Annotated in this window: 17 protein-coding genes; 10 read left to right on the forward strand and 7 right to left on the reverse strand. The window is 70.7% G+C overall.

Going from position 1 to position 22,675, the window contains the following annotated elements; translation table 11 throughout:
* Nucleotides 1–29: 29 nt before the first annotated feature.
* Complete coding sequence (locus ACIBA9_RS21575; RefSeq protein ID WP_399365186.1) at nt 30–842, forward strand: SDR family NAD(P)-dependent oxidoreductase; 813 nt, start codon at nt 30–32, stop codon at nt 840–842.
* Here the strand turns inward: ACIBA9_RS21575 and ACIBA9_RS21580 are convergent.
* From ACIBA9_RS21580 to ACIBA9_RS21590, 3 genes are read right to left on the reverse strand one after another with little or no spacing between them, the layout of a single operon-like run.
* Complete coding sequence (locus ACIBA9_RS21580) at nt 839–1,198, reverse strand: STAS domain-containing protein (protein ID WP_399365188.1); 360 nt, start codon at nt 1,196–1,198, stop codon at nt 839–841. The two genes, ACIBA9_RS21575 and ACIBA9_RS21580, sit on opposite strands and share 4 nt — an antisense overlap.
* Nucleotides 1,195–2,283 carry a B12-binding domain-containing protein gene (locus tag ACIBA9_RS21585; protein WP_399365190.1) on the reverse strand — a complete coding sequence of 363 codons (1,089 nt, stop codon included), beginning with the start codon at nt 2,281–2,283 and terminating at the stop codon, nt 1,195–1,197. Before ACIBA9_RS21585 ends, ACIBA9_RS21580 begins: the two co-directional genes overlap by 4 nt.
* Nucleotides 2,280–3,941: a PP2C family protein-serine/threonine phosphatase gene (locus ACIBA9_RS21590; protein WP_399365192.1), complete on the reverse strand. Its 1,662-nt coding sequence runs from the start codon at nt 3,939–3,941 to the stop codon at nt 2,280–2,282. The genes ACIBA9_RS21585 and ACIBA9_RS21590 overlap by 4 nt, the downstream gene beginning before the upstream one ends.
* A gap of 262 nt (nt 3,942–4,203) precedes the next feature.
* Here ACIBA9_RS21590 and ACIBA9_RS21595 point away from each other — a divergent pair, with 262 nt between their 5' ends.
* The 4 genes from ACIBA9_RS21595 to ACIBA9_RS21610 all read left to right on the forward strand — a co-directional run bounded on the left by ACIBA9_RS21595 (nt 4,204) and on the right by ACIBA9_RS21610 (nt 8,425).
* Nucleotides 4,204–4,539 (forward strand): STAS domain-containing protein, encoded by a 336-nt coding sequence (locus ACIBA9_RS21595; RefSeq protein WP_399365194.1) that lies wholly within the window; start codon nt 4,204–4,206, stop codon nt 4,537–4,539.
* A gap of 245 nt (nt 4,540–4,784) precedes the next feature.
* Nucleotides 4,785–5,735, forward strand: coding sequence for an NADP-dependent oxidoreductase (locus ACIBA9_RS21600; protein ID WP_399365196.1), 951 nt, complete (start codon nt 4,785–4,787; stop codon nt 5,733–5,735).
* 151 nt (nt 5,736–5,886) lie between these two features.
* Nucleotides 5,887–6,858, forward strand: coding sequence for an SDR family NAD(P)-dependent oxidoreductase (locus tag ACIBA9_RS21605; RefSeq protein WP_399365198.1), 972 nt, complete (start codon nt 5,887–5,889; stop codon nt 6,856–6,858).
* A gap of 334 nt (nt 6,859–7,192) precedes the next feature.
* The gene (locus ACIBA9_RS21610) at nt 7,193–8,425 is read left to right on the forward strand and encodes an MFS transporter (protein ID WP_399365200.1); all 1,233 of its coding nucleotides are present in this window, start codon (nt 7,193–7,195) and stop codon (nt 8,423–8,425) included.
* A 178-nt stretch (nt 8,426–8,603) separates the two neighbouring features.
* Here ACIBA9_RS21610 and ACIBA9_RS21615 read toward each other — a convergent pair whose 3' ends face one another.
* Both ACIBA9_RS21615 and ACIBA9_RS21620 read right to left on the reverse strand, forming a co-directional pair.
* Nucleotides 8,604–8,912: a hypothetical protein gene (locus ACIBA9_RS21615; protein ID WP_399365202.1), complete on the reverse strand. Its 309-nt coding sequence runs from the start codon at nt 8,910–8,912 to the stop codon at nt 8,604–8,606.
* 219 nt (nt 8,913–9,131) lie between these two features.
* A complete protein-coding gene (locus tag ACIBA9_RS21620) occupies nt 9,132–10,949 on the reverse strand; it encodes a cellulase family glycosylhydrolase (protein ID WP_399365204.1) in 1,818 nt (605 codons plus the stop codon).
* 740 nt (nt 10,950–11,689) lie between these two features.
* Here ACIBA9_RS21620 and ACIBA9_RS21625 point away from each other — a divergent pair.
* Nucleotides 11,690–13,837, forward strand: coding sequence for a glycoside hydrolase family 6 protein (locus ACIBA9_RS21625; protein WP_399365206.1), 2,148 nt, complete (start codon nt 11,690–11,692; stop codon nt 13,835–13,837).
* 230 nt (nt 13,838–14,067) lie between these two features.
* A complete protein-coding gene (locus tag ACIBA9_RS21630; RefSeq protein ID WP_399365209.1) occupies nt 14,068–15,954 on the forward strand; it encodes an arabinofuranosidase catalytic domain-containing protein in 1,887 nt (628 codons plus the stop codon).
* 116 nt (nt 15,955–16,070) lie between these two features.
* Here the strand turns inward: ACIBA9_RS21630 and ACIBA9_RS21635 are convergent, their stop codons facing one another.
* The gene (locus ACIBA9_RS21635; protein WP_399365211.1) at nt 16,071–16,244 is read right to left on the reverse strand and encodes a CsbD family protein; all 174 of its coding nucleotides are present in this window, start codon (nt 16,242–16,244) and stop codon (nt 16,071–16,073) included.
* Between the two features lie 138 nt (nt 16,245–16,382).
* On the opposite strand from ACIBA9_RS21635, the gene ACIBA9_RS21640 reads away from it, so the two are divergent.
* From ACIBA9_RS21640 to ACIBA9_RS21650, 3 genes are all read left to right on the forward strand, one after another.
* Nucleotides 16,383–16,553, forward strand: a complete 171-nt coding sequence (locus ACIBA9_RS21640; RefSeq protein WP_362156372.1) for a hydrophobic protein — start codon at nt 16,383–16,385, stop codon at nt 16,551–16,553.
* A 398-nt stretch (nt 16,554–16,951) separates the two neighbouring features.
* Nucleotides 16,952–19,063 (forward strand): MFS transporter, encoded by a 2,112-nt coding sequence (locus tag ACIBA9_RS21645; RefSeq protein WP_399365213.1) that lies wholly within the window; start codon nt 16,952–16,954, stop codon nt 19,061–19,063.
* 7 nt (nt 19,064–19,070) lie between these two features.
* Complete coding sequence (locus ACIBA9_RS21650; protein ID WP_399365215.1) at nt 19,071–21,302, forward strand: GAF domain-containing SpoIIE family protein phosphatase; 2,232 nt, start codon at nt 19,071–19,073, stop codon at nt 21,300–21,302.
* A 95-nt stretch (nt 21,303–21,397) separates the two neighbouring features.
* On the opposite strand, the gene ACIBA9_RS21655 is transcribed toward ACIBA9_RS21650, so the two are convergent.
* Nucleotides 21,398–22,666, reverse strand: coding sequence for an MFS transporter (locus tag ACIBA9_RS21655; RefSeq protein WP_399365217.1), 1,269 nt, complete (start codon nt 22,664–22,666; stop codon nt 21,398–21,400).
* Nucleotides 22,667–22,675 lie beyond the last annotated feature (9 nt).

The raw sequence follows: 22,675 nt of genomic DNA on the forward strand, positions 1-22,675 counted from the left end.
CGTCGCCCGACACGGCCAGGATCGTGGACATGACCCGACGCACGACTTTGATCACCGGCGCCACCCAGGGCATGGGCCGCGCACTGGCACTCGACCTGGCCCCACGCGGAGGGACCCTCCTGTTGCACGGCCGGGACCGAGGCCGTCTGGAGGACGTGGCCGACGCGGCGCGGACCGCCGCACCGGGCACCGCCATCCGCACCTATCTCGCCGATCTGTCCGACCTGGACCAGGTGCACGCCATGGCGGACCGGATTCGCACGGCGGAACCGTACCTCGACGGTCTGATCAACAACGCGGTGGCCGGTGGCGGAGCCGAACCCCGCACGCGCGAACTCAGCCACCAGGGACATGAACTCCGCTTCGCGGTGAACCACCTCGCCCCCTACGCCCTGACCTGCGACCTGCTGCCCCTGCTCACGGCCTCGGCTCCGGCCCGGGTCGTCAACGTCGCCTCGATGGGGCAGGAGGCCATCGACTTCGACGACGTCATGTTCGAACGGGACTACGAGGGCCTGCACGCGTACTGCCGCAGCAAGGTTGCCATGATCATGGCCACCTTCGACCTGGCCGCCGAACTGCGGGGCACCGGAGTCACGGTCAACGCACTGCACCCGGCCCATCTGATGGACACGGACGGCGTCCGCGCGTACGGCCTCACCCCCGCCGTCAGCACACGGGAGGGCGTCCGCCCGACCGTGCGGCTGCTCCTCGACCCGGAACTCGCCACCACCACCGGCCGCTACTTCGACCGGTTCACCGAGGCACGCGCGCACGAGCAGGCGTACGACACCGAGGCCCAAGAACGCCTCATGGCACTGACACGCGACCTGATCGGCTAGGTCCCGTCATGTCTGGCGAGGTGGTCCTGGACGTTGGTGATGCGCAGCACGCGGTCGAGGAGCGCGGGCCGGTTGTCCAGGCGCAGGGTCGCGCCGACGGCGTCGGCCTGACGGTGGATCATCAGCAGCGCCGACAGCCCTGAGGAGTCGATCCAGGTCAGGTCGCTGAAGTCCAGTCGCACGTCGCGCAGGGGAGCGTCGGAGGACAGCTGGTGCGTGACGGTGTCGAGGAGCTCGTCGACCGTGTCGTAGTCGAGTTCCCCCCGCACCCGGACGGTCAGCGTACGGCGCTGCCGGTGCGCGGTGACCGTCAGACCGGGGGAGTCGGTGCGGACGGAGGGAGGCAGGTCGGTCATGCGTGGGTACCGAGGTCGGGGACAGTGCGGGCGGTGCGGTCGTTGAGAGCGGCCGTGCCCTGACGGATCATGGCCAGGGCGCGCGGAAAGTCGTGCAACTGGTCCGCGAGGAGCGCCAGGCCGGCGACGAGGGAGCGAGCGGGGACCTTCCTGACCTCCAGGATGTCGGCGGTCCAGGTCATGAAATCGGTGAAGAGCCCGGTGTCGTCGAGATAGAGGGCGGTGGCGAGGAAGTCGACGATGTGGGCGAGGTCCTCCGCGGTCCGCTCGCGCTGGGTGTCGGTGTAGGCGCGAACGGCGGGAAAGCGTGTCTCGAGATCCACCAGGGTCTGTTTGATCAGCTGCGAGCGCGTCTGACGGACCAGGGTGTACTCCTGATCCGTCAGATGCGGCAAGTCGTCGACGGCCTGGCGGACCCCCGCCGTCGAGGGCAGGGGAAGACCCGCTTCGAGCGCCGCGGCCGCGCCCCGGGCATCGGCCGCCCAGTGGTCGGCGCCCAGAGCGCGGGCGTGGCGGCCGTCCGGACCGAAGGCGCGACCGCCGGCCATGACGGGGACGCCTATCGCCTGACACGCGGTGATGGCCGCGTGCGCGGTGGGCAGATGGGTGGGGATGGAACCGGACAGCAGGACCGCGTCGGCTTCGGTGTGGTGCAGATGCGCGATCAGGTGCTGCGTCGGCGTCTGGGCGCCGAGGAAGTCCACCTGCCAGCCGCGCAGGCGCAGCGTCTCCGCGACGAGGCGGGCGGGAAAGGCGTGCCACTCGCCGTCGACACAGGTCACCGTCACCCGGCCGCGCCGGGAAGGCCCCGGGGGGCCTTGCTGGCGGTGGTGGGCGAGGGCCGCCATGGCGCGTTCGTTGACGGCGGTGGCCGCGTGCTCCTGGGCCACGGTCATGCGATCCGCCGCCCACTCGGCGCCGACTCTCTCCTGCACTGGTGCGATCACGTCCAGCAGCAGCGCCTCCTCACCCCACCCGTCGGCCAGCGCGTCGTCGAGGACCTCGACGGCGGCGTACTCGTCGCCCTCGGACACGGCCCGCCACAGCAGCTCCAGCGGTCCCAGGGGCCCGGTGGGGTCGTTCACGCGATCCTCCTGCCCTTGGTCCGCCCGTTGACCACCGACAGCGGCCCGTTCAAGGGGGCGCTGATGGCGACGACGGCCATGTCGTCGTGGCGGCCGGAGCCCAGCCACTGGGCGGCGAGCATCTGCACCCGCTCGACGATGGCCTCCGCCGGCATGGCCGCGCATTCGGTCAAGGCCCGCTTCAGGCGTGGCTCGCCGAAGAGCTCGTCCCCGAGTGGGCCGCCACGGGCCTCGGTGATGCCGTCTGTGTAGAGCAGACACGTCTCACCCGGTTCGAGCACCGTCTCCACGGTGTCCGCGGACACGGTCGGCAGCGCACCGACCAGAGTGCCGCGGGTGGGCATCTCCTCCACCGTGCCGTCGGCGCGGATGACCAGCGGCGGCAGGTGCCCGGCGCTGGTCATCCGCAGCTGGGCCCGGCCGGCGCGACGGCGCACCGAGGCGAGCACCAGGGTGGCGAACCGTGCGTGGTGGGAGGAGAGCAGGGCTCCGTTGAGCAGCTCGAGCACCCGCTGGTGGTTCCCGGCCAGGGGCAGCAGGGCGTGCAGGGTGTTGCGGATCTTCCCGGTCAGCACCGCCGCGTCCAGGCCCTTGCCCGAGACGTCGCCCAGGACGACGAGGGTCTCCTGGGTGGGATCCGAACCGGGGTGGACGTCGTAGAAGTCGCCGCCGACGCGTTCGTGGTCCTTGGAGGCGCGGTAGCCGCCGGCGTAGTCCACTCCGTGCACACGGTGCAGGACGGGGGGCAGCAGCTCCTGCATCAGGGTGGCGGTGACGGTGGCCTGTTCCGTGTACAGACGGGCCGCCGACAACGCGGCCCCCGCCCGGGCGGCGAACAGCCGCGCGAAGACCTCCTCGCCCTGCGTGAACGCCTGTTCGGTGCTGGAGCGCAGCAGGATCAGGGCTCCGGCGGGCACGCCGTGGCCCGGCAGCGGAGTGACGATCACCGAGCCGACCGGCCCGGCGAAGCCCGCGGGGACCACCCAGTCCGGAATGTCCTCGGGGTTTATCCAGCGGGCCGGCACCGGGGGGAAGCCCTGGAGCGCCTCGGACAGGCCGGGCACGCTACGGGTGTCGATCGGGAGCGTGACCTGGCTGACGGGCCCGCCCCGCCGCGCGTACGTGAGGGGATGGCGTCGGCCTTGCGCGGGCGCGACGAGGACGGCCGCCTCCGAAAGGTGTTCAGCAGCCAAGCCGGCAGCGACCTCCATGCAGCGTGGGACGTTCAGCGTCGACAACAGCGTGGAAGAGGCGCCGGAGAGGACCTCGGATCGTGCCTTCGCGCTGTGCAGGGCTGTTTCGGCCTGACGGCGATCGGTGTCGTCGATCAGCCACCACACCACGTCGCCGTCGGGCGCTGCCGTGGGATGCGCCTCGAAAATCCGGTCGTTGACGGGACCGACCGACGGGCCGGCGTCCTCGTCGCACGGTCCGTCGGTGACGCGCCGGTGCGCGTCGGACAACCACGAGGGTGCCGCCTCGTGCAGCCAGTCACCGCTCGTCGCCTTCGGCAGGAGCGACCGGGCCGCCGCGTTGAAGTGCACGAGGCTGCCGTGCCGGTCCACGACCAGTACGGGATAGGGGGCGTTACCCCACGTGGCACCGACGCTGACGTCGGCGCTGCGCGGGCGGGCGGAGGGACCGCGGGAAGCACACACAAGTGGAGGTACGCATCGTGCGCACCTCACCACCTTCCTACTCTGGAAGATAAATTGTCGTCCGGCAACCGTCCCGCATCCACCCCGGCTATGCAACCCGCCCCGGGGAAGCACATGGAAGCATTACATTTGACACACAGGCGGCCGGGCCGGGAACGGGGACGCAACGGCGGCTCCGCGGCCCTGGCGCCAGTAGGGTGGTCACCCAGCCCAGCGAACGTTCGCGGACACGTTCGCCGGCCGGTGAAGCGGAGGCCCCACTGTGCTGCACGTCAGCGACCGCACAGACGACCGCGTCACCGCCGGACTGCCCGAGACCGTCGACCTCTACACGACCCCTGGCCTGCGAGCCGTGGGGGACCGCATCCTCGACGAGGGCTGCCTGCACCTCACCCTGGACGCCTCCCACACCGCCCAGATGGACTCCACCGGCATCACCATGCTCATCACCTGGTACCAGCGGCTGGAACGCCTCGGCGGCACGATGAGCGTGACCGACGTCCACCACCACCTCTACGACCTTCTGCTCCGGCTCGGCCTGGACAGCGTGATGACCATCACTCCCCACGCCACCACCACGGACGCGCCCAGCTCCTGACGTGGCGCCGGTCGCCCGGGTCGTGGCGCGCGCCGCCGACACGATCACCGGTGGCCGTTTCTCCCGGCCCGGAGAAGTCCTGGATGTGATCCTGTCCCGTGCGGGCGACCACGAGCACGGCGGCACCGGCAAGCGGATCGGTCACCGGCGGTGCGTCCGTCTTCAGGCCCGTGGCCCGGCGGCAACTCCCTCCCCTGGGGCGACCGGGCCCCAGCCGCCCCGCAGACGAGAAGGAGGCAAGGACCATGCCGACGATGAACGCCGTCAGGGCTCATCAGCGAGGCGGCCCGGAGCGGCTCGCCTATGAAAGGGCCCCGCGCCCCGAGCCGGGACCGGGAGAGATCCTGATCGAGGTCCGGGCCGCCTCCGTCACCGCCGGCGAACTCTCCTGGGACGCCACCTGGACCGACAGCTTCGACGGAACGGGCCGCGACCGCACCCCCGTCATCCCCTCGCACGAGTTCTCGGGCGTGGTCGCCGCCCGCACCGCCGACGTGACCGACTGGCACGACGGCGACGAGGTCTACGGCCTCGTTCCCTTCACCCGCGACGGAGCCGCGGCCGAATACCTCACGATCCCCGCCGCCCTCGTGGCGGCCAAGCCCACGGCACTGACCCACCACCAGGCGGCAGCCGTACCGCTCGCCGCGCTGACCGCCTGGCAGGCCCTGACCCACCACGCTCACCTCCAAACCGGACAACGCGTCCTGGTCCACGGGGGCGCCGGGGGAGTGGGCTCCTACGCCGTGCAGATCGCCTCGGCCCTCGGCGCGGAGGTCGCCGCCACCGCCGGCGCGGCCGACCTGGACTTCGTGCGCTCACTGGGCGCCGATACGGCCATCGACTACGCACACGACCGGTTCGAGGACCACGTCCACGACGTCGACGTCATCGTCGACCTGGTGGGCGGCCGCACCACGACCAGATCCTGGAGCGTCCTGAGACCCGGTGGCACCCTGGTCGGCGTCGCCGAGCCTCCGGATCCCCGGGCGGCCGAACACCACAACGCCCGCGGGGTCTTCTTCGTCGTGGAACCGGACCGCGCCGGACTCGACTCGATCACCCAGCTGATCGAGGACGGCCGCCTGGTCCCCTCGGTGGACCGTGTGCTGCCCCTGTCCAGGGGCCGGGGCGCCTACGAGGCGCTCGAGAACGAGCACCACCGCGGCAAGATCGTCCTTCACGTCTCCGACTGACTCCACGCATCCTCGCCGTCCCACGGCGGCAGCCAGTCCCTCCCTCCGACTGGTCGGCAGGCCGGCCGGTCGGCAACTCGCCCCGCCGGGGACCCGAACGGCCCATGACTCCCTTGACTTCGAGCGCACTCCAATACGTAGCGTTCCGGGCATGAGCACTGCACAGCACAAGATCGGTTCCGGCTTCGGCGCCACCAGCACCGCCGACGACGTCCTGCGGGGCATCGACCTCTCCGGGAAGCTGGCCCTGGTCACCGGCGGCTACTCGGGCATCGGCCTGGAGACCACCCGCTCGCTCGCCAAGGCCGGCGCCCACGTGGTCGTGCCCGCGCGCCGCCCGGGCACCGCCGAACAGGCCCTCGCCGACATCCCCGGCGTCGAGCTGGACGAGCTGGACCTCGGCGATCTGGAGAGCGTGCGTGCCTTCGCCGAGCGGTTCCTCGCCTCCGGACGGACGATCGACATCGTGATCGACAGCGCGGGGATCATGGCCTGCCCGGAAACCCGGGTGGGCCCCGGCTGGGAGGCCCAGTTCGCCACCAACCACCTCGGCCACTTCGCCCTCGTCAACCGACTGTGGCCCGCGATCGCGCCGGGTGGTGCGCGAGTCGTCTCCGTCTCCTCCCGAGGTCATCACTTCTCCGGCATCCGCTGGGACGACATCGACTGGCGGCAGCGGTACGACAAGTGGGAGGCGTACGGGCAGGCCAAGACCGCGAACGTCCTGTTCGCCGTGGAACTCGACAAACTGGGGCGCGACTTCGGCGTCCGGGCGTTCGCCCTGCATCCCGGCGGGATCATCACTCCGCTGCAACGGCACCTGCCCAAGCAGGAGATGGTCGAGCGCGGCTGGATCGACGAGGACGGCAACGTCCTCAACCCCGCGGGCTTCAAGACGCCGCCCCAGGGCGCGGCCACTCAGGTGTGGGCGGCGACATCACCGCAACTGGACGGCCTCGGCGGTGTCTACCTGGAGGACTGCGACGTCGCGGAGCCCGCGCCCGAGGGCGAGGACCGCTTCGGCGTCAGGGACTGGGCGATCGACCCCGAGCAGGCGTCCCGGTTGTGGAAGCTGTCGGCGGAGCTGACGGGGGTCGACGCGTTCGCCGCCCGGAACGGATAGCGGCACAGGGCGGACCGGACGCGGTCCGGACAGGACCGCGTCACCGACCTGCGGCGCGGTAGCGGTTTCTCGATCGCCGTCATAAGGTGACCGTGCCCGCCCGGCGCGTCCCGATGTCGATCGGTTCCCCAGTCGCCGGCCCGGCCACCAGAGACTCCGCGCTTCACAGCGATCGACAACACGACAAGCATTCTGCCCGGTGAGGGAGTCGGTGCGGGGCGTGTGCCCCTCTCCGCGCCAGTATCGGACGGCTCCAGGCGGCGACCACCGGTCGGTACATTCGGGCACCCACGACCGGGTGGGCCGTCCCGCCGGGCAGCGAAAAGGACTCGCCGTGCCATCGGCGAACTACCGTTCCCTGCTGCGTACCCCAGGCGCCGCGGCCTTCTTCCTGCCCGCATCACTCGGACGCGTCGGCATCGCGATGACCAGCCTCGGCATCGTCTGGCTCGTGCACAGCCACACCGGCACCTTCGCCGCGGCAGGCCTGGTCGGCGGCGCGTTCGCGGTGACCGAAGCGCTCGGGGCGCCCCAAGTGGCGCGGCTCGTGGACCGGTTCGGGCAGACCCGCGTCCTGCCGCCCGCACTGCACGCCCACGCCCTCGCGGTCGCCGCCCTCGTCTCCCTGGTCGCCCTGGATGCCAGCAACGCCCTCCTGGCCCTGGGTGGCGCGCTGGTCGGGGCCACCGTTCCCCAGCTCGGCGCGATGTCCGCGGCGCGCTGGGCGGCACTGCTGCGCACCGACCGGGCCGCGGAACTGCCCACCGCGTTCGCGCTGGAGTCCATCGGCAACGCGGTGGGCTACCTCGTCGGCCCGACGCTGGTCAGCACCCTCGCTGCCGCCGGACATCCCGTCGCCGGCACGGTGCTCGCCGCTTCCCTGTCGGTGGGCGGCGGTCTGGTCTTCGCGGCACAGCGGGACAGCGCGCCCTCGCCGGCGGTCGACGGTGACGACCACGCGCGACAGGACCGGTCGGCGCTGCACGGCGCGGTCTTCCTGTTGATGGGTCTCAATCTCGCCGTCGGAGTCTTCTTCGGGGCCATGCAGGTGTCGGTGACCGCCTTCGTGGTGGAACACGGCGCCCCGGGCGCCGCCGCCCCGCTCTTCGCCGTCTCCAGCGGCAGCGGCCTGCTGGCCGGATGGCTGTACGGGCTGCGCCGGTGGCGTGTCACACCCCCGGTTCAACTGCTCGCGGCGACCGGTGCGTTGACGCTCGGCACGGTGCTGCTGCTCATGGTGGGTTCACCGCTCGGGCTCGGACTGGTCATGGTCCTCACCGGTGCCACGATCCCACTCCTGCTCGTGCTCTTCCCCGTTCTCACCGAGTCGACCGTCCACCAGAGCGTCCTGACCCAGGCGTTCTCCTGGCTCGGCTCCGCCGGCGCGGCGGGCTCGGCCGCCGCTGCGACGGTCTCCGGCTGGGCGATCGACTCCCTCGGGCCACGGGGTGGCTTCGCCGTCACCGCCACGGCCGCCGCCGCGATGACACTCCAGAGCCTGGCCGGCCTACGCCTGCTGGGGGCACCCGGGGCAGAGCCGACGGCAGCGGAGCCGACGACGACATGAGGCCCCCGTGGCGTCGGGAGTCACAGGAGAGCGGCGGACCGGCTACCGGCCCGCCGCCCGTCCCGGAGGCCGCATGGGCGCCGGTGTTGGGGCGGGGCCTCACGGTGTGAAAAGGGGGATGTCGGCCGGTGATCGAACACGCCACACCTCACGCCCTGTGAGGGATCCGGCCAACCGTTCACCGACCGTCCGGGCAGAACGTGGCCAGCTGGTCCTTGACCCAGGGGTCGAAGATCGCCAGCCGGTGGATGGACGAGGGGTAGAAGGTCGCCAGCTGGTCTTCTATCCACCGGTCCGTGGGCTGCCGGGCATCGCGGTGATGGTCGAGGTGACGACCGGTGTCGGCTGCCGCGCTCGGTACGGGGAGGCGAGCTGCGGTCGGCGGAGTGGTCGTAGCCGCCATCGCCGAGCTGCCACCGGCCAGAACGGCCCCCGCGGCCATCGTCGCGGAAACGCCTGCCATGGCCATACGTCGCGTCAGCCTCATGATCCATTCCTCCTTGCGTGACCGGCCGTTCTGGCTGCTGACGGGACCGCGGGAGACGCGAGCCCCGCGCAGCGACAAACGGAAGCATTCGATCCGCTTACCTACCCACTCGTACTCCTCCCACACAAAAAAGCACGTATACGACTCACTCCGCACCGACCGTCACCATGCGACCGCGTACGGCGAACGGGTCGGCGAAGGGCGGCCCGGTCACAGGTCCTACCGGGCGTGGCAGGTCAGGGCCGGTACGCCGGCGCCACCCGGAGCCGCGCTGAACCCGAACGAGGTGGACGCACCGGGAGCGAGTGTCCCGTTGTGGGCGGCGTTGGTCGCGGTCACCGTCTTGCCGGCCTGGGTGTACGAGGCGTTCCACATCCCGCTCACGCTCTGCGCGCCCGGCCAGGTCCACGTGACCTGCCACGTCGTCGTCGTCGAGCCGCCGGTGCCGGTGACCGTGACGTCGGCGTTGAAGCCGCTTCCCCAGTCGCTGCTCACCCGATAGGCGGCCGAGCATCCCGAGTCGCCACCACCGGAGCCCGTGGTCATCGCGTTGACCGGCGCGGAGGCGGGGGAGACGTTCCCGGCCGCGTCACGTGCCCGCACCGTGTAGTCGTAGCGGGTGTCGGCGGTGAGCCCGGTGTCCGTGAACGAGGTGCCCGTGACCGAACCCGCCTTGCCGGCACCTCGGTACACGTCGTAGCCGACCACCCCGGTGTCATCCGTGGACGCCGACCACGACAACGAGACGGACGACGCCGTCGTAGCGGTCACCTTCAGCGCGGCCGGTGTCGAGGGCGCGGTGGTGTCGCCGCCTTCGCCACCTCCGCCGGTGAAGGCCGGTGCCTTGACGCGGGTGAGATAGCCGTCCTTGACGGTGTCCACGGTCTGCCAGTCGTCCTTGAGGAGGCCGCCGGTGTCACCGGAGTCCGGATTCCATGACCAGAACGTCCAACTGATGCTGTCAGCCCCGTAGGTGCCGGTGGGGCGCAGATAGTCGACGAGGGCGGAGAGCCACTTGTGGTCGACGCCCGATTGCAAGGTGGTGCCGAACTCGCCGAGCAGGACCGGAGCGGTGTTCCGCTGGAAGAGGTAGCCCCAGTTCCTGTCCCAGATGGCGGGCATGTTGGCGGGGAACGACGGATCGTCGAACCAGGGTTGCCGGGCGACACTGGTGGCGTAGTCGTGCGCGGAGTACACCACGCGGTCGGCCACGCTCAGGCGTACGGGGGCGGTGTCGACACCCGCGAGATTGCCGCCCCACCAGTAGCTCTGGCCGCCCACCGTCTGCACGCCCTCCACGATGACCAGGAGGTCGGGGTTGACGGACAGCACGGCGTTGCCGCCCCGCTCCGCGGCCAGCCGCCAGTCGGTGGCCTGATCGCCGCAGCCCCAACAGGCCGGGTCATGTGGCTCGTTGTGCAGATCGATGCCGATCACGGTCGCATCACCTCGATAGCGGGCCGCGAGCACCTTGAGATCGGTGATCCATGTCGTCTCCGGGACCGCTGAGGTGTACCAGAGTGCCGACTGGGCGGAGGAGTCGGGACGGTGGCGGTCGAGCACCACCTTCAGACCGATGGCACCCGCATAGCCGACGATCTTGTCCATGACCTGGAGCGAGGTGAGTCCCTGGAGATCGGCGTTGAGACCTCCCGCGTAGGTGATGCCGTTCGGCGTCGTGTTCTTGAAGATGTCGTCGCTGTAGGGGAGTCGGATCGTGTTGTAACCGAGCGACTTCATCTGGTCCATCATCGACCTGTAGTCGCGTGACCAGAGCCCGTGGGCCACGTAGTTGGAGGTCTCGAACCCGAACCAGTTGACGCCGGCCATCCGTACCGGCTGGTTCCGGGCGTCGAGCAGCTGTCGCCCGCTGGTGTGCCAGTAGCCGGCGCCCGCCGCGGAAACCGCCGTGGGGCCGGCCGTCCTGGCACCGGCCGCCCGCGCGGGGAGGGGCGTGAGCGGTATCAGTGCGGCGGCGGCCGTGCACAACAACGCGATCAGGACGCGACCGAATCGGCGTGGGGGTGGATGACGCATCGCGGAGTCCTCTCGGGTCCGGTACCGACCGGGGTGGGCAGTGCCTTCGGCGCTGTGGGAGCGCTCCCATATTCGGACGTGCCGACCCCTGGGTCGAAGTGGGTGCTGTCGGGGGAGGGTGCCCGGCCGGGCGGCTCCCGCGAACCGGTCCGAGGTGTCCCGCCCCGGGCCGGTCCGACTCGTCGGCCGGACTGCGCCCATGGAAGCCACTAAGCGTGCACACGTCAATACCTCGGGTTCGGTGGGCGGAGTCGGTGGTGAAGTTGGCGTAAAAGGCTCGGCGGCCCGGCAGGCAGCTGGTCGGGCGGTCGCTGGGCAAGCCTGCCTCGCTCCCCAAAAGCCCTTCGCGGCAGGGGTGTTGACACGCCGGGGGAGGCGGCGCCACCGTGGGAGCGCTCCCAAGTCACGGTGCCCTGTCCTCCGCTCCGTTCGCGGCCGGGCACCGATACCGCGATGTGACGACGGTCCGCGGGCCGCACCAGGGCGTCGGGCATCGCTCGCGTCCGACCGCCCCAACGGCTCACCCGCACCGCATCCGTGACCAGGTCACACCTGCCATGTGCCTTGCCGCGCCCCGTGCCCGGCCTCGCCTCACGGCGCCGCTCCCGGGTGGTGGTTCGAGGGGGACCCACAGGCACCGGCCGCGCTCTCCGCCCACGAACCGCACTGCGTCACGCCCACCCGCCCTCCGTCCGGCCATCCGACCATCCCGCCCGTCCGCCCGTCTCAGGAGATGCCCCATGCCTTCCCGTAGACCCGAACTCCCCCCAAGCCACCTCCCGGCGAAGAGGATCGCCCTGCTGGCCGCCGCCCTCGTGGGCGGGCTGTGCCTGGCCGCCCCGCCGCAGACGGCTTCGGCCGCCCCCGTCGCGTCGGCCGCCGGCAAACTCGACAACCCCTACGTGGGCGCCAAGCCCTATGTGAACCCCGACTGGTCGGCCAAGGCCGCGGCGGAGCCGGGTGGTTCGGCGGTGTCCGACGAGCCGACCTTCGTGTGGCTCGACCGCATCGCCGCCATCAACGGCACCGCGGGGGCCCGCGGCCTGAAGGCACACCTCGACGCGGCCAAGGCGCAGGGTGCCGACCTCGTCCAACTGGTCATCTACGACCTGCCCGGCCGCGACTGCGCGGCCCTCGCGTCCAACGGTGAACTCGGACCCGACGAGATCGGGCGCTACCAGACCGACTACATAGATCCGATCGCCGCGGTCCTCGCCGATCCGGCCTACGCGAACCTGCGCATCGTCAACCTGATCGAGCCCGACTCCCTGCCGAACCTGGTCACCAACGCCGGCGGCACCGCCGGCTCCACCCCGCAGTGCGCGACCATGAAGTCCAACGGCAACTACGAGAAGGGTGTCGGCTACGCCCTGCACAAACTGGGGGCGTTGCCCAACACGTACAACTACATCGACGCCGGGCACCACGGCTGGCTCGGCTGGGACAGCAACCTCGTGCCCTCCGCCCAGGAGTTCAAGAAGGCCGCCACGACCAACGGTGCCACGGTCGCCGACGTGACCGGGTTCATCGTCAACACGGCCAACTACTCGCCCACTCGGGAGCCCCACGTCAAGATCACCGACACGGTGAACGGCACCACCGTACGCCAGTCGAAGTGGATCGACTGGAACCAGTACGACGACGAGACGACGTACGCGCAGGGACTGCGGTCCGCCCTCGTCGCCCAGGGCTTCGACAGCGGGATCGGGATGCTTATCGACACGTCCCGCAACGGCTGGGGCGGTCCGGGCCGGCCGACCGGCCCCGGCCCGACGACGAGTGTCGACGCCTACGTCGACGGCGGCCGCGTCGACCGGCGCCTCCACGCCGGCAACTGGTGCAACCAGAGCGGCGCCGGGCTCGGCGAACGTCCCACCGCCGCACCCGACACGGGCATCGACGCCTATGTGTGGGCCAAGCCGCCGGGCGAGTCGGACGGCGCCAGCCGGCCCGTCGACAACGACGAGGGCAAGGGCTTCGACCGGATGTGCGACCCCACGTACACCGGCAACGCCCGCAACGGCAACAACCCGACCGGAGCCCTGTCCGACGCGCCGCTCGCCGGTCACTGGTTCTCGGCCCAGTTCCGCCAGTTGCTCGCCAACGCCTACCCGCCGGTCGGCGGAGGCGGCGGCACCGGCGGTGACACCCAGGCGCCGACCGCGCCCACCGGGCTGACCGTCACCTCCACGACGAGCGACAGCGTCTCCCTGACCTGGGGAGCGGCGACCGACAACACGGCCGTGACCGGCTACGACATCTACCGGAACGGCTCCAAGGCAGGCAGCGTCACCGGCACTTCGTACACGGACAAGGCGCTGTCCGCCGCCACGACGTACCAGTACACCGTCAAGGCCAAGGACGCGGCGGGCAACGTGTCGGCGGCTTCGGCGGCCGTGTCGGCGACCACCAAGGCCACCGGCGGAGGCGGTGGCGGCGGGAGCGGGCTGAAAGCGCAGTACAAGAACAACGACTCCTCGCTCACCGACAACCAGATCAGGCCCGGCATCCAGCTCGTGAACTCCGGTTCCGGCACCGTCGATCTGTCCAAGGTGACCGTCCGCTACTGGTTCACCGGTGAGTCCGCGGCCGGGTACCAGACCTGGTGCGACTACGCGCAGATCGGCTGCTCCGCGCTGCGGACGGCCGTCACCACCCTGCCGAGCGCCCGAACCGGCGCGGACCACACGCTGGACGTCGCTTTCGGCTCCGGTTCGCTGGCCGCCGGCGCGAGCACCGGTGACATCCAGCTGCGCCTGGCCAAATCGGACTGGTCCAACTTCAACGAGGCCGACGACTACAGCCGCGGCGGCGGGACCTCCTACGCCGACGCTCCCAAGGTGACGGTCTACGTGGACGGCACCCTCGTCTGGGGCACCGAGCCGTAACCGGCGTGCGCGACGGGAAGCCGGGTTCCGGGCCTGGCTCCCCGTCGCGTCAACGTGCACTCTCGCAAGAAACGAACATCAACGGACAGGGCTGCAAAGCGGTTTCAAAATAAAAGACACAAATATTGACGCTCTCGAACGTGATGCGTACGTTCCCGCCTGATCGAGACGCCACGTTGACTGCTCGTGACGTGGTCGACAACAAATTCGACCATCGGAGGGGACGCGTCATGGACGAACCGAGATCTCCCGGAGTGGGTCCGCGGAGCGCTCCCGCGCCAGTACGCCGGGTGGTGAGGACCGTGGCGGTCGCACTGTCGACCCTCGCCCTCGCCCTCGGCTTCCTGATCGGCTCTCCCGCCGTGTCGCTGGCCGCGGGCTCCCTGCCGTGTGACATCTACGGCGGTGCCGGCACCCCCTGCGTCGCCGCGCACAGCACGGTACGAGCCCTGTACTCCTCCTACAACGGGCCTCTTTACCAGGTCACCCGTGTCTCGGACGGGGCGACGGCGGACATCGGGCCGCTGACCCCGGGCGGTTACGCGAACGCGGCACGGCAGGACACGTTCTGCGCGAACACGTCCTGCCGCATCACCAGGATCTACGACCAGACTCCGCGGCACAACGACCTCACCCCGGGGCCCGCCGGTACCTCCGGCATGGGCGCCGACCGCGGTGCCGATGCCGGAGAGATCGCGGTGACCGCGGGCGGGCACAAGGTGTACGGCGTGTGGATCTCGCCCGGTGTCGGCTACCGGTACACCGGAGTGGCGTCCGGCGTCGCGGTCGACGGCCGGCCCGAGGGCGCCTACATGGTGGCCAGCGGCACCCACGTCGGCTCCGACTGCTGCTTCGACTACGGGAACGCGGAGAGCACCCCGGCCGACACCGGCAACGGACACATGGACGCCATGAGCATCGCGACCACGTGCTACTTCGCACCCTGCACCGGCTCCGGGCCATGGGTCGAGGCCGACCTGGAGAACGGCATGTTCCAGGGCGACAACGGATCCAACACGGCCAACCGTGGCAACAACACCCCCTTCGTCACAGCCGTGTTGAAGAACGACGGCCAGACCCGTTACGCCCTCAAGGGCGGTGACTCCCGCTCCGGCGGGCTGACGACGTGGTGGGACGGCGGACTGCCGACGCGCGCCGGCTACCGGCCCATGCACCAGGAAGGCGGCATCATCCTCGGCACCGGCGGCGACAACAGCAACTGGAACCGGGGAACGTTCTTCGAGGGCGTGATGGTCGCCGGATATCCGACCGACGCCGCCGAGAACGCCGTACAGGCGAACATCGTCTCCGTCGGGTACTCCGGCGAGACGGACGTCCCCAACGGGCCGCAAGGCACCATCACCGGTCCCGGCGGCAAGTGCGTGGACGTCAGCGCCGACGACACCGGCGTGAACGGCGCGGCAGTCCAACTCTGGGACTGCCAGACCTACGCCGAGGACCAGCACTGGACCCACAACCCCGACGGTTCGCTGACGACGCTGGGCCGGTGCCTGGACATCGAGGGCAACGGTACGGCGAACGGTGCCAGGGTCGAGTTGTGGGACTGCAATGGCGTGGGCGGTCAGAAGTGGGTGCAGCAGGCGGACGGTTCGCTGCGTAATCCGCAGTCGGGCCGCTGCCTCGACTCACCGAACGGCGCGACGGCGAACGGTACGCGCCTGCAGATCTGGGACTGCAACGGCGCCACAGCGCAGAAGTTCTCCGTGAACGGCGGCGGCACGACGGCGGCCCCCGGCGGCAAATGCGTGGACGTCGACGCGGACGACACCGGCGTGAACGGTACGGCGGTGCAGCTGTGGGACTGCCAGTCCTGGGCACTGGACCAGCACTGGTACCACCGCTCCGACGGTTCGCTGACGACGCTGGGCCGGTGCCTGGACATCGAGGGCAACGGTACGGCGAACGGTGCCAGGGTCGAGTTGTGGGACTGCAATGGCGTGGGCGGTCAGAAGTGGGTGCAGCAGGCGGACGGTTCGCTGCGTAATCCGCAGTCGGGCCGCTGCCTCGACTCACCGAACGGCGCGACGGCCAACGGTACGCGCCTGCAGATCTGGGACTGCAACGGCGCCACAGCGCAGAAGTTCACGCTGAACTGACCAGCCGCCGCCTGGCTGTCCGGGTGACCGGGGCACAGGTGAAACGGGCCTTCCCCCGAGGTGATCGAGGGAAGACCCGTTTCGGATCCTCTTCGGTGAGAGGATTCGGAGAGGACTCAGTGCTTGAAAGTGTCCTTGGTCTTTTCCTTGGCCTCACGGGCATCACCCGTGCGCTTTTCGGCCTGCCCCTCGGCAGCCATGCGGTCATTCCCGACGGCGCGTCCCGTGGCCTCCTTGGCCTGGCCCTTGGCCTGCTCGGTCTTCGCCTTCGCCTTCTCGCCGGCAGTCATGGAAATGCGCCTCCTCATAGCTACTGTTCCGCTTTCGCGGTAACGCCCTGGTGCCCCGCCTTTCCCTCCACAAACAAGGCGTGATCGTGGAGTGGAGCAGGAATCGCGGGGCACACGGCCGCCAGGAGGTCGATAACCATGGTTCCCCTGCTTCTCGTTCTGCTTCTCGCGCTGATCCTCTTCGGTGCCGGCTTCGCCATCAAGATCCTTTGGTGGGTCGCCATCGCCGTCCTGGTGCTCTGGCTCCTCGGGTTCGTCATGCGCTCCACGAGCGCCGGCGGTGGTCGAGGTCGCTGGTATCGATGGTGACCTGAACGCACTCGCCGACACACCGCATCGCAGGGCCCGGCCGTCACGACGGCCGGGCCCTGACGCATGCCGCCCCGCGCACACGGAACCGGTCACGAACCGGACGGAGTATGCAAAGGCGTTACAAACGGAAACGGGGGTAGGCGCATCGCAGTCGGGGGCGGGGCGGCCACGCGCGACGGAACCCGCGCGACCTCCTGCCGCACCCCGCCCCCGGCCCTCCCCGTCGGCGTGTGGCTGATGGAGGAACGGCACGGGCTGACCCTCCTGGTCGGGCAGGCGAGGTCGGTCTCGGGCCTCGTGTTACGGTGGGCTCACCGGGAGTAAAAACGTGAGCCCCTCACGCGCGTACGCGGCGTCTGACGACCCGCCACTTCTTCACCTCGAAGGAGTGCGCAGTGAACAGTGGCCATCACCGGGATGTCGCCGAGAACCTCGAAAAACCGGCCGGACCTTCACGCTCGCCACGATCCCTCCGGGACGCGTGGACAGCCCTCGCCGGGCTCTCGGCCGTGTTCCTGTTCGAGATGCTCGACAACTCGATCCTCAACGTCGCTTTGCCCACCATCGGACGCGAGCTGTCCGCGTCGGCGACGGCGCTGCAGTGGGTCACCAGCGCGTACGCCGTCGTGTTCGGCGGGTTCATGCTGGCCCTCGGTGCGCTGGCCGACCGGGTCGGCCGACGCAAGGTCATGCTGGTCGGGCTGGTGCTGCTGGGCGTGACGAGTCTGTCCACCGCGTTCGTCACGACGGCGGGGCAACTCATCGCCGTTCGGTCCGTGATGGGCGTCGCGGCCGCGATGACGACGCCGGGCTCTCTCGCCCTGGCGTTCCGGCTGTTCGACGACGACGGGCTCCGCGTCCGCGCGACGACGCTCATATCGACGGTGGGCCTGGTCGGGCTCGGCATCGGACCCACGGCGGGTGGTTTCGTACTCGCCTTCGCGCCGTGGCAGGCCCTGCTGCTGGTGAACGTGCCGATCGCCGCGCTCGCGTTCGTCGGCATTCGACGCGGTATCCCCGCCGACCGGGCGGCCGAACTGCACCGCGACCCGATCGATGCCGTCGGCGCCCTGCTCGGCACGGCCACGATCGTGTTCGCACTGATCGCACCGACGCTGTTCGTCCAGGTGGGCACCGAGTCGTATCTCCCGTGGCTGACCGCGGCGGCAGCCATCGTGACGGGGGTCCTCTTCGTGGTCCGCGAGCGTTCGACCCGCTGCCCGCTTCTCGACATCGACCTCCTCTCCCGCCCACTGGTCTCGAGCGGCCTGGCGTTCAAGGGGGCGGCCGGACTGGCGACCGCCGGCCTCGGCTACCTGGTGACGCTGCAACTACAGCTCGACTGGGGCTGGACGCCCGCGCGGGCGGCCCTCGGGATGCTGCCGCAGGTCGTCGTCCTCATCGCGGGCGGCGCTGTCATCGGCCCGCTGGTCGAACGCGTCGGGCTGGACAAGGCCGCCCGGCTCGGCGCAGCGGCAGTCGTGTGTGGACTGGTCGTCTACGGTGCGCTGGGCCGCTTCGGGTATCCATGGGTGGCCATCGCGCTCGCGCTCAACGCCGCCGGTATGCGCGTGGTCGGCGTCGTCGCAGGGACCAACGTGATGCGTGGCCTCCCGCGGAACCGTACGACGATCGGAGCGGCGCTGGTCGACACGGCCGGCGAGGTCACCACCGCGATCGGTGTCGCCGTCGGCGGCACCCTCCTCGCGACGCTCTTCACCGGCGACATCGCCACCTCGCAGTGGAGCACCGACCAGACCGCGCAGTTTCGTGCGGCGGTCACATCCGCCGGCCTCGTGCTGAGCGTCGTGGCCGCGGCACTCGTCGGATGGGGTATGGTCCGTGCCCGCGTCGCCGACCAGGCCACTCTATCGTCGGCCGCCGTCGAGCGTACGGAGAATGCCGAGCAGGCACGCGGGACGATCCCCTGGCGGGGCTCGACATCCACCCCTGGCCGACACCGTACCCGGCCGGCTGCCGGCATGCCGCCGTACCGGACCGGCGGTGCGCGCGATGCGCCGGGGGCGCGGGCGGCCTCAGGTCTCGCGCGTGTACAGCCCTATTATCGGGATATCCGTGATGAAGCGAGATGGAGGCGTCTGAGGGTGTTCTCGGTCGAGGTCAGACCGACGGGAGGGGCGTGGCTGTTCCTCCTGCGCGGTGAGCTGGACTACGCAAGCGCTGTCCAGCTGGAGGAAGCGGCCGAGAAGGTGTTCGCCGAAGCGCCTCGGCCCGCACTGATCGTCGTCGACTGCACGGCGCTGGAGTTCTGTGACTCCTCGGGCATCAGCTGCCTGATCCGCGTACACCTGCGGCTGGTCGGACACGGGGGTGAGCTTCGCCTGGCGGCGGTGCCCGTCTCCGTGGCGCGCGTGTTCTCACTGACAGGGCTGGACCAGGCCATCCCGGCACACAGCACAGCACCGGATGCCGTGGCCGCCGGCCGAGGCGCCGGATCCAGCGGCGAGGGCCTGTCGGCCGCACCGTGTTCGGCGACTGAGAGGTAACACAGGCATGACCCGCGTTCCGCAGCAGCACCCCTCACTGGCCGTCGCGGCAGAAACGGACGAACCAGGCATCGGATCGGGACAACTCCGGACGACCGAACACGACCTGCGCACCCTGTTCGGTCAGTCGACGGCCCTCTTCGCCTCGCTGGCCGGTCCCGCACACATGATCGAGGCGGCCAACGCCGCGTTCTTCGCCGCGATCGGCGGCCCCGACCGCGCACGGACCGGGGTACCGATCGCTCAACTGATGCCCGAGCTCGCCGAACAGGGATTCATCGGGCTGCTCGACCGCGTCTACCGCACCGGCGAACGGCACACCGGCCGCGGCGCCCGCGTGCTTCTCGGGACGGGCTCCAGCGCGCGCGAGGCCTTCTTCGACTTCACCTACGAACCCCGGCTGGACTCGGGCGGCAATGTCGTCGGCGTGCGGGTCATCGGCGTGGAGACCACTCAGGTCATGCAGGCGCAGCGGCTCACGGCCGAGCACCAGGCGCTGCTGGAGCAGATCGCCCGCCAGGCGCCGCTCGAGCAGGTGCTGGACGGTATGGCCCGCGTCATCGAGGAACTCGCGCCCGAGGAGGTCCTCGTCTCGGTGCTGCTGGCCGATGCCGACGGCCGGCACCTGCGCCACGGCGCCGCGCCCAGCCTGCCGGACTTCTACAACCAGGCCATCGACGGCATCGCCACCGGCGACGGCGTCGGGTCCTGCGGCACGGCGGCCCACCGGCGTCAGCCGGTGATCGTCACGGACATCGCCACCGATCCCTTCTGGGACGACTTCCGCGATCTGGCCGAGCGGGCGAAGGTCGCGGCGTGCTGGTCGACCCCGATCCTGGCCCGCGACGGCTCGCTGCTGGGCACGTTCGCGATGTACCACCGCGTCCCGCGCACCCCGCAGGACGCGGACCTCGCCCTCGCGAGGGTGTTCGCCGGCACCGCCGCCCTGGCCATCGAGGGCCACCACGCCGAGCGGGCCCGCGCGGCCGCCGAGGCGAAGGAGAAGGCCGCCCGCGACGACCTGGCCTTCCTGCTGGAGGCCAGCACCGCCCTGACCTCCGACCTGGACTACACCCAGACCCTGCAGCGCCTGGCCACGCTGTGCGCCCCCAGACTGGCGCCGCTGTGCGCCGTGGACATCGTCGAGGCCGGCCGCGTACGCCGCATCGCCACCAGCGGCCCGACCCCGGCGGACGAGAGGCTGCTGGCCTCCCACATTCCCGTCTACGACGCCGCCGACGACGCCGTCGCCCGCGTCCTGGCCTCCGGCGTCAGCGAGGTCGCCCGCCGTACGCCCACCGGCCCCGGACCCTGGTACGACCTCAAGGTCACCGGGTACCTGTGCGTGCCCCTGCTCGACCGCGGCCGCACCTTCGCGACCTTGACCCTGCTGACCACCGACGAGGACACCTTCGACGGGCACACCGTCACCCTCACCGAGGAGCTCGCGCGCCGGGCGGCCTCGGCGGCCCTGAACGCCCGCCAGTACACCCATCGCGTCACCCTCGCCAGGGACCTCCAGGCCGGGCTCCTGCTTCCCGAGGTGCCGACGCTGCCCGCCTCCCAGATCGCCACCTACTACCACCCCGCCGGAGAGGGACTCGACATCGGCGGCGACTTCTACGACGTCTTCCGCCTGGCGGGTGACACCTGGGCGTTCATGCTCGGCGACGTCTGCGGCCGTGGCGCGACCGCCGCCACCACCACCGCCCTCGTCCGCCACACGGCCCGTGCCGTCGCCCCGCTCCTGCCCGGGCCCGACGCGGTCGCCCGCGCGGTCAACAAGGCCTTGCTCGACCGGCCCCACAGTCACGGAACCGGATTCGTCACGCTCGTCTACGGGCACCTCACCCCCTCCGCCGGCGGAGGCCTCGACATCGAGCTCGTCCGCGCCGGCCACACCCTCCCCCTGCGCATCGACGCCCGTCGGGCACGCCCCCTGCACAGTGAGGGTTCACTCCTGGGCATCACCCCCGCTCCGCAGCTGGAAGTCCTGCGCCTCCATCTCCGTCCGGCCGAGAGCCTGCTCCTCTACACCGACGGCATCATCGAGGCCCGCAACGACACCGGAGAGCAGTTCGGCGAAGACCGCCTCGCCCGCGCACTGGCCGTGACCTCGCACCACACGGCATCGGACATCGTCGACCTGCTCACCCGCGCGGTGCGCGACTTCACCGGCACCATGGGCATCGACGACGACCAGGCCGCCCTCGTCCTGACCGCGACCCCGGGAACCTGACCGCCAGCCGTCCGGTCACCGCGTCAGCGCGTGCCCGGCGGCGCACCCACGGTGGTGCCGGACCCCACGTTCCGGAGAGCCTCGGCGAGGCCGGCTCACGGTTCCGGCCGGACTTCCGCGGCCCGTGCGCGCGGGATCCCTTCTCCCGCCTCGGTCCCCACTCGATCCGGGCGGGCGCGGAGCACGAAGGGCCGGGAGAAGACGGTGACGGCGAGGGAGAGGGCGGCCATGGCGGTCATCGTGACGCCGGGGGAGAGGTACTGGGCGACACCGCCGGCGATCGCGGCCCCGATGCCCTGCCACGTCATCCGGCCGGCGGACTCGACACCCTGGACCTGGCCGCGTACCGGATCCGGGGTCAGCGCCAGCAGCCGCTCCTGGAGCGGCAGGGTCGCCGCGAACCCGGCGCCGGCGACGAACACCGCGACCGCGATCACCGCGGTGGGCGGATCGGCGGCGAACAGCAGGTACGGCGCGGCGAGCACCAGCCGGAGGGCGAACGCGTAGCGCCGTCGCCGGGCGGCGGTGAGCAGTCGACCGACGACCAGGTCTCCGAGGAGCATGCCGGCCGACCCGGCGGCCAGGAGGAGGCCCGCCCGATCGGGGGAGTAAGGGATGAACAGGGCCTCACAGCCGACGATCAGTCCGTTGGGAACCCACAGGTTCAGCAGCAGCGCCCGCCGTCCGGAGTGAGAGAAGAGCGCGACGTTGGTCGTCCAGGTCCGACGGAGACCGGGGCGACGGGTCAGGCGGATGGAATGTTCCCGGACCGTCATCGCCACGACGCCCACCCCGGCACCGGTCAGGGCGACGGCGACGACGAAGACTTCATACGGGCTCAGATATCGCAGCAGCACCGCGCCGACGGCGTAGCCGCAAATCGCCATGCCACCCGAGGTGATGTTCATGAGCGACCGCGCCAACGCGTACCCGGAGGTCGGCACGACTTCGGCGAGCAGGCCCATCCGCGTACCGGTGCCGAGGGACTGGAAGAACCCCGACACCAGCAGGAGACCGAAGCGGGCGGCCAGTGGCAGTCCCGGAATCGCCTGCGCGGCGGCACCGGCCAGCGAGAGGCATTGGAGCGCCAGGAGGGTCCGGCGAGGGCGCCGTCCGTCCGCGACCGACATGAGCGTCGATGCGCCGAGCACCGTCGTGAACGTGGCGCCGTACATGCTCACGGCCGTGAGGAAAGGGGACTTGGTCTGCTGCTCGACCAGTGAGCCGAGTGCGAAGCCCGACAGGGTGCTCGCGCCGGCCGTCAGCGCGAAAGCGGCGTACAGGCCGGCGAACTCACGGTTGCGGAGCAGGGTGCGATAGCCGGTCGGGGGAGGAGCGCTGGGTTCGGATGTGTGGGAAGACATGAAAAAAGC

Origin of the sequence: Streptomyces sp. NPDC051452, from assembly GCF_044454765.1 — a bacterium.
GTDB lineage: Bacteria > Actinomycetota > Actinomycetes > Streptomycetales > Streptomycetaceae > Streptomyces.

Bases quoted from the DNA above. Each gene is read 5' to 3' on its own strand.
- ACIBA9_RS21625 (WP_399365206.1), top strand. From the start codon at position 11,690: ATGCCTTCCCGTAGACCCGAACTCCCCCCAAGCCACCTCCCGGCGAAG.
- ACIBA9_RS21600 (WP_399365196.1), top strand. From the start codon at position 4,785: ATGCCGACGATGAACGCCGTCAGGGCTCATCAGCGAGGCGGCCCGGAG.
- ACIBA9_RS21640 (WP_362156372.1), top strand. From the start codon at position 16,383: ATGGTTCCCCTGCTTCTCGTTCTGCTTCTCGCGCTGATCCTCTTCGGT.
- ACIBA9_RS21635 (WP_399365211.1), bottom strand. From the start codon at position 16,244: ATGACTGCCGGCGAGAAGGCGAAGGCGAAGACCGAGCAGGCCAAGGGC.
- ACIBA9_RS21605 (WP_399365198.1), top strand. From the start codon at position 5,887: ATGAGCACTGCACAGCACAAGATCGGTTCCGGCTTCGGCGCCACCAGC.
- ACIBA9_RS21620 (WP_399365204.1), bottom strand. From the start codon at position 10,949: ATGCGTCATCCACCCCCACGCCGATTCGGTCGCGTCCTGATCGCGTTG.
- ACIBA9_RS21575 (WP_399365186.1), top strand. From the start codon at position 30: ATGACCCGACGCACGACTTTGATCACCGGCGCCACCCAGGGCATGGGC.
- ACIBA9_RS21630 (WP_399365209.1), top strand. From the start codon at position 14,068: ATGGACGAACCGAGATCTCCCGGAGTGGGTCCGCGGAGCGCTCCCGCG.
- ACIBA9_RS21655 (WP_399365217.1), bottom strand. From the start codon at position 22,666: ATGTCTTCCCACACATCCGAACCCAGCGCTCCTCCCCCGACCGGCTAT.
- ACIBA9_RS21580 (WP_399365188.1), bottom strand. From the start codon at position 1,198: ATGACCGACCTGCCTCCCTCCGTCCGCACCGACTCCCCCGGTCTGACG.
- ACIBA9_RS21615 (WP_399365202.1), bottom strand. From the start codon at position 8,912: ATGAGGCTGACGCGACGTATGGCCATGGCAGGCGTTTCCGCGACGATG.
- ACIBA9_RS21650 (WP_399365215.1), top strand. From the start codon at position 19,071: ATGACCCGCGTTCCGCAGCAGCACCCCTCACTGGCCGTCGCGGCAGAA.